We start from the raw sequence: 5,884 nt of genomic DNA, 5'->3' as shown, positions 1-5,884 counted from the left end.
CGCGGACCGAACGTTTCCCTGACCTCCGGCAGATGAGCCCCAGGCGGTCCTATGGTAGAGTGGCGGCCTTTTTCCGAGGGGATGCTAACTGTGTGGGAATTGGTCAAGTCCGGTGGCTGGATGATGCTGCCGATCATCCTGAGCTCGATCGCCGCCATGGCGATCGTCGTCGAGCGCCTGTGGACCCTGCGCGCCAGCCGTGTCACCCCGCCGCACCTGCTGGGCCAGGTGTGGATGTGGATCAAGGACAAGCAACTCACCAGTGACAAGCTCAAGGCCCTGCGCGCCGACTCGCCGCTGGGCGAGATCCTCGCCGCGGGCCTGGCCAACTCGCGCCACGGCCGCGAGATCATGAAAGAGTGCATCGAGGAGGCCGCCTCGCGGGTCATCCACGAGCTGGAACGCTACATCAGCACCCTCGGCACCATCGCCGCCATGGCCCCGCTGCTGGGCCTGCTGGGCACCGTGCTGGGCATGATCGACATCTTCAGCGCCTTCATGGGCTCGCAGATGACCGCCAACGCCGCCGTCCTGGCCGGGGGGATCTCCAAGGCCCTGGTCACCACCGCGGCCGGCCTGATGGTCGGTATCCCGGCGGTGTTCTTCCACCGCTTCCTGCTGCGCCGCATCGATGAGCTGGTGGTGGGCATGGAGCAGGAGGCGATCAAGCTGGTGGAAGTGCTGCAGGGTGACCGCGAAGTGGAAGTGGCCGGAGGCAAGGCGTGAAGTTCCGGCGCAATCGCCAGCGCGAGAACGTCGACATCAACCTGGCGTCGTTGATCGACGTGGTGTTCGTGCTGCTGCTGTTCTTCGTGGTCACCACCACCTTCACCCGCGAGACCCAGCTGCGTGTCGAGTTGCCGGAGGCCAGCAGCGCCGAGCAGCCGCCGGCCGACCAGGGCAAGCTGGTGGAGATCACCATCAGCGCCGACGGCGTGTACTCGGTGAACAACCACCTGCTGCCCAAGAGCGACCTGGACACCCTGACCGAGGCGATCGAGAAGGAATCCGGCGGTGACATCACCCTGCCGCTGGCCATCAGCGCCGACGGCAAGACCCCGCACCAGGCTGTGATCACCGCAATGGACGCGGCCGGCAAGCTCGGCTTCAGCAAGTTGCGCATGACCACCGTCGAGGCCGCGCAGGGCAAGCCCTGATGGCCTTCGCCGACCGTCTGCTCGCCGCCTGGTACGCCGGGCACCCGGCGCTGGCCCTGCTGCGGCCGCTGGAGGCCCTGTACCGTCGCGTGGTGACGCGCAAGCGCGCGCGCTTCCTCAGCGGCGAAAGCCCGAGCTACCGTGCCCCGGTACCGGTGATCGTGGTGGGCAATATCACCGTCGGCGGTACCGGCAAGACGCCGATGATCCTCTGGCTGATCGAGCACTGCCGCCGGCAGGGGCTCAAGGTCGGCGTGGTCAGCCGTGGCTATGGCGCCAAGCCGCCGCACTATCCCTGGCGCGTCCAGGCTGACCAGCCTGCGGATCAGGCCGGCGACGAGCCCTTGCTGATCGTCCAGCGCACCAGCGTGCCGCTGGTGATCGACCCCGACCGTTCCCGTGCCGTGCAGGCCTTGCTGGCCAGTGATGCGCCGGACCTGATCCTGTGCGACGACGGCATGCAGCATTACCGCCTGGCTCGCGACCTGGAGCTGGTGTTGATCGACGCCGCCCGGGGCCTGGGCAATCACCGCTGCCTGCCGGCCGGCCCATTGCGCGAGCCGGCCGAGCGCTTGGGCGAGGCCGACGCGGTGCTGTTCAACGGCGCCGAGACCGACCGCGCCGACGGCTTCGCCTTCCGCCTGCAACCCTCGGCGCTGATCAACCTGCGCAGCGGCGAGCGCCGCGAGCTCGACCTGTTCCCGGCTGGCCAGGCGCTGCACGCCGTGGCCGGCATCGGCAATCCACAACGTTTCTTCAACACCCTGCTGGGGCTACACTGGCAGCCGGTGCCGCACCCTTTCGCCGACCATGCGCCCTACAGCCGTGAAGTGCTGTCGTTCAGCCCGCCGCTGCCGCTGGTGATGACCGAGAAGGATGCGGTGAAATGCCGGCCCTTCGCCGCCGACGACTGGTGGTACCTGGCGGTCGACGCCGTGCCGACGCCCGCCTTCAGCGCCTGGTTCGACGCCCAGCTCGACCGCCTGCTGCCCGGCCGCCCCTGAGCCTTTTTTCATTTTCCGTCGCAAGGACACCTCCATGGACACCAAACTGCTCGATATCCTGGCCTGCCCGATCACCAAGGGCCCGCTCAAGCTTAGCGCCGACAAGACCGAGCTGATCAGCAAGGGCGCCGGCCTGGCCTATCCGATCCGCGATGGCATCCCGGTGATGCTGGAAAGCGAGGCGCGCACCCTGACCGACGAAGAGCGCCTGGACAAATGAGCCTGGACTTCACCGTGGTGATTCCCGCCCGGCTGCGCTCCACGCGCCTGCCGGGCAAGCCATTGCTGCCGATCGCCGGCAAGCCGATGGTCCAGCATGTGTGGGAGCAGGCGCGCAAGAGCGACGCCAGCCGCGTGGTCATCGCCACCGACGATGCCAGCATCGTCGAGGCCTGCCAGGCGTTTGGCGCCGAGGTGCTGCTGACCCGTGCCGACCATGAGTCGGGCACCGATCGCCTGGCCGAGGTCGCCGCCCAGCTGGGCCTGGCCGCCGATGCCATCGTGGTCAACGTGCAGGGCGACGAGCCCCTGATACCGCCGGTGATCATCGACCAGGTGGCGGCCAACCTCGCCGCGCACCCGGAGGCTGGCATCGCCACCCTGGCCGAGCCGATCCACGCCCCGGAAACCCTCTTCAACCCCAATGCGGTCAAAGTGGTCAGCGACAAGCACGGCCTGGCCCTGACCTTTAGCCGCGCGCCGCTGCCCTGGGCCCGCGACGCCTTCGCCCACAACCGCGACCAACTGCCGGAAGGCGTGCCTTATCGCCGTCATATCGGCATGTACGCCTACCGGGTGGGCTTCCTCCAGGACTTCGTCGCCTGGGGCCCATGCTGGCTGGAGCAGACCGAATCGCTGGAGCAGCTGCGCGCTCTGTGGCATGGCGTGCGCATCCATGTCGCCGACGCCATCGAGGCGCCGGCCGTGGGCGTGGACACCCCTGAAGACCTGGAGCGCGTTCGGCGCTTGCTGGAGGCCTGATGCGCGTTTTGTTCGTCTGCCTCGGCAACATCTGCCGCTCGCCGACCGCCGAAGGCGTGCTGCGCCATCAGCTCGAGGCCGCAGGCCTGGGTGATGTGGTGCAGGTGGCCTCCGCCGGCACCGGCGACTGGCATGTCGGCAAGGCGCCCGACAGTCGCACGTGCAAGGCCGCCCTGGCCCGTGGCTACGACCTGTCGCGCCAGCGTGCCCAGCAGATCAAGGCGGCGCATTTTGCCGAGTACGACCTGGTCCTGGCCATGGACAAGAGCAACCTGGGTAACCTGCAGGCCCTGCGTCCGCACAACGCCAAGGGCGAGCTCGACCTGTTCCTGCGCCGCTATGGCGCGGCCCTGGACGAAGTGCCGGACCCTTACTACGGCGGTGCCGAAGGCTTCGAGCAGGTCCTGGACCTGATCGAGGCGGCCTGCCGCGAGCTGGTCGTGGAAATCAAGGGGCGGTTATGACGGCGCACTGGCAGGAGCGCGTGTCGCTCAAGCCCTACAACACCTTCGGCATCGATGTCAGTGCCCGCTACTTCACCCAGGCCCATGACGACGACGAAGCCCGCCAGGCCCTGGCCCAGGCCGCCGAGCGGCAGGTGCCGGTGCTGGTGATTGGCGGCGGCAGCAACCTGCTGTTGTCCCGCGATGTCGAGGCCCTGGTGCTGCACATGGCCAGCCGTGGCCGACGCCTGCTCAGCGATGATGGTGAGCGGGTGGTGGTGGAGGCCGAGGCCGGCGAGCCCTGGCACCCGTTCGTGCAGTGGAGCCTTGGGCAGGGCTTGTGCGGGCTGGAAAACCTCAGCTTGATCCCCGGCACCGTGGGCGCCGCGCCGATGCAGAACGTCGGTGCCTATGGCGTGGAGATCAAGGATGTGTTCGCCGGCTTGACCGCGCTGGACCGCGAGACCGGCGAGCTGCGGGATTTCTCGTTGGAAGAGTGCGCGTTCGGTTATCGCGACAGCGTGTTCAAACGCAACCCCGGGCGCTGGCTGATTGTACGCGTGCGCTTTGCCTTGAATCGTACCTTGCAGGCACACCTGGACTACGGCCCGGTGCGTCAGCGCCTGGCGGAGCAGGGCGTCGAGCAGCCGACCGCGCAGGCGATCAGCGACGCGATCTGCAGTATCCGTCGGGAGAAACTGCCGGATCCGGCTGAGTTGGGCAATGCAGGGAGCTTCTTCAAGAACCCGGTGGTGTCCGCTGAGTTGGCCGAGCGTATTCGTGCCGGGCATCCTGGCGTGGTGGCCTATCCCCAGGCCGATGGCCAAGTGAAGCTGGCGGCCGGCTGGTTGATCGAGCAGGCGGGGTGGAAAGGCTATCGCGATGGCGATGCGGGGGTGCACCGCTTGCAGTCGTTGGTGCTGGTCAACTACGGCCAGGCGAGCGGGGCGCAGTTGCATGCGCTGGCGCGGCGGATCCAGGCGGATATCCTCAAGCGCTTCGGGGTTGAGCTGGAGATGGAGCCGAACCTGTACTGATGGGGTGGCCTGGGCTTGCCCCGCGATCACCGGCAGAGCCGGTGCCATCCACCGGCAAAGAAAAAGCCCCGCCAGTTCGCACTGGCGGGGCTTTTTCATTCAGCCGAGGCTATCAACCGTGATGAGGCTTGTGCTCGTCAGCGGTTTCCAGGGCTTCGGCCGGGGTAGCCTGGGCGGCGGCCAGAGCAGCGGCGGCGGCTTCGGCTTCACGCTTGCGGCGACGCACTTCACGCGGGTCGTTCGGCGCACGGCCGTTCGGCAGCATGATGGTGGACGGCTCGACCGGTGCTTGCTCGGCAACCACGGCTGGCGCAGGCTCGGCCACCGGGGCTTCGACCGCTTCAGGCTGGGCTTCGACGGCTTCAGCTACCGGGGCAGGCTGTTCGGCGACTGGCGCCTTGGCTTCAACCGCTTCGGCAACCGGTGCCTTCTCGATCTCGCCCGCTTCCACTACTGGGGCTTGCACGACCGCGGCCGGCTCGACCGCTGCCTCGACAACGGCGGCGGCCGGCTGCTCGGCGGCGGCTTCTTCGACCACAGGCTGTGGCGCCACTTCGACGACAGGCTCGATGCTCGGCTCGGCAGCGACCACTGGCTCGCTGACAGGCTGCTCGACCACCGGGGCGATGGCGACCTGCTCGGCCACGACTTCGGTGATTTGCACCTGGGTCTCGGCGACAGCGGCGCTGGCGCGTTCGGCCTGCTGGTTGGCTTGGGCCTCGGCGTCGGCGCTGATGTTGCTGGTGGCAACGGCAGCGATCACGGCTGTACCGGCGGCCAATTCAGCACCCAGCTCGGTGGCCTGGTGCTGTTGTGGCTGCTCTTCGCCGGCGTCTTCGTCGCCGCCGTCGATCAGCTCGCCATTGGCGTTGCGCTGGCGCTCACGACGGTTGCTGCGACGACGCTGGCCACGGGAACGGCGGCGTGGACGCTCGCCATCGGCGCCTTCCTGCTCGTCCTGTAGCAGCTCTTCGTTCGGCAGTTGCTCCTCGGCGAGCTCCACGGCCTGTTCGGCGGCCTGCACCTCAGGGCGCAGCTGGCGCTCTTCGCGTGGGGCACGTTCTTCACGCGGTGCACGCTCTTCGCGGGGGGCGCGTTCTTCACGCGGAGCACGCTCTTCGCGAGGGGCGCGCTCTTCACGCGGAGCGCGCTCTTCGCGTGGAGCACGCTCTTCACGCGGTGCACGCTCTTCACGCGGTGCACGCTCTTCGCGTGGCGCGCGCTCTTCACGGGCTACGCGTTCTTCGCGTGGCGCACGCTCT

The 5,884-nt window shown here is 68.1% G+C and carries 7 protein-coding genes and 1 pseudogene; 7 read left to right on the top strand and 1 reads right to left on the bottom strand.

Going from position 1 to position 5,884, the window contains the following annotated elements:
• Nucleotides 1-90 precede the first annotated feature (90 nt).
• From CC207_RS18030 to murB, 7 genes are read left to right on the top strand one after another with little or no spacing between them, the layout of a single operon-like run.
• On the top strand, nt 91-726 hold the full coding sequence (locus tag CC207_RS18030) for a MotA/TolQ/ExbB proton channel family protein (RefSeq protein ID WP_028690976.1): 636 nt from the start codon (nt 91-93) through the stop codon (nt 724-726).
• Nucleotides 723-1,157: a biopolymer transporter ExbD gene (locus tag CC207_RS18025; protein WP_028690977.1), complete on the top strand. Its 435-nt coding sequence runs from the start codon at nt 723-725 to the stop codon at nt 1,155-1,157. Before CC207_RS18030 ends, CC207_RS18025 begins: the two co-directional genes overlap by 4 nt.
• The gene (lpxK, locus tag CC207_RS18020; RefSeq protein WP_088852511.1) at nt 1,157-2,161 is read left to right on the top strand and encodes a tetraacyldisaccharide 4'-kinase; all 1,005 of its coding nucleotides are present in this window, start codon (nt 1,157-1,159) and stop codon (nt 2,159-2,161) included. Before CC207_RS18025 ends, lpxK begins: the two co-directional genes overlap by 1 nt.
• 34 nt (nt 2,162-2,195) lie before the next feature.
• Complete coding sequence (locus tag CC207_RS18015) at nt 2,196-2,381, top strand: Trm112 family protein (RefSeq protein WP_011532874.1); 186 nt, start codon at nt 2,196-2,198, stop codon at nt 2,379-2,381.
• The gene (kdsB, locus tag CC207_RS18010) at nt 2,378-3,142 is read left to right on the top strand and encodes a 3-deoxy-manno-octulosonate cytidylyltransferase (protein ID WP_088852510.1); all 765 of its coding nucleotides are present in this window, start codon (nt 2,378-2,380) and stop codon (nt 3,140-3,142) included. The genes CC207_RS18015 and kdsB overlap by 4 nt, the downstream gene beginning before the upstream one ends.
• Nucleotides 3,142-3,606, top strand: coding sequence for a low molecular weight protein-tyrosine-phosphatase (locus CC207_RS18005; protein ID WP_028690980.1), 465 nt, complete (start codon nt 3,142-3,144; stop codon nt 3,604-3,606). Before kdsB ends, CC207_RS18005 begins: the two co-directional genes overlap by 1 nt.
• Nucleotides 3,603-4,622, top strand: a complete 1,020-nt coding sequence (gene murB / locus CC207_RS18000) for a UDP-N-acetylmuramate dehydrogenase (RefSeq protein ID WP_088852509.1) — start codon at nt 3,603-3,605, stop codon at nt 4,620-4,622. The genes CC207_RS18005 and murB overlap by 4 nt, the downstream gene beginning before the upstream one ends.
• A 112-nt stretch (nt 4,623-4,734) precedes the next feature.
• Here the strand turns inward: murB and CC207_RS27725 are convergent.
• A pseudogene (locus CC207_RS27725) lies at nt 4,735-5,884 on the bottom strand (ribonuclease E); the annotation flags it as partial.

The organism is Pseudomonas sp. DrBHI1, assembly GCF_002205115.1.
GTDB classification, from domain to species: Bacteria; Pseudomonadota; Gammaproteobacteria; order Pseudomonadales; family Pseudomonadaceae; genus Aquipseudomonas; species Aquipseudomonas mosselii.
This window is presented reverse-complemented; position numbering and strand designations above follow the sequence as displayed.

Bases quoted from the DNA above. Each gene is read 5' to 3' on its own strand.
- lpxK (WP_088852511.1), top strand. From the start codon at position 1,157: ATGGCCTTCGCCGACCGTCTGCTCGCCGCCTGGTACGCCGGGCACCCG.
- CC207_RS18015 (WP_011532874.1), top strand. From the start codon at position 2,196: ATGGACACCAAACTGCTCGATATCCTGGCCTGCCCGATCACCAAGGGC.
- kdsB (WP_088852510.1), top strand. From the start codon at position 2,378: ATGAGCCTGGACTTCACCGTGGTGATTCCCGCCCGGCTGCGCTCCACG.
- CC207_RS18005 (WP_028690980.1), top strand. From the start codon at position 3,142: ATGCGCGTTTTGTTCGTCTGCCTCGGCAACATCTGCCGCTCGCCGACC.
- murB (WP_088852509.1), top strand. From the start codon at position 3,603: ATGACGGCGCACTGGCAGGAGCGCGTGTCGCTCAAGCCCTACAACACC.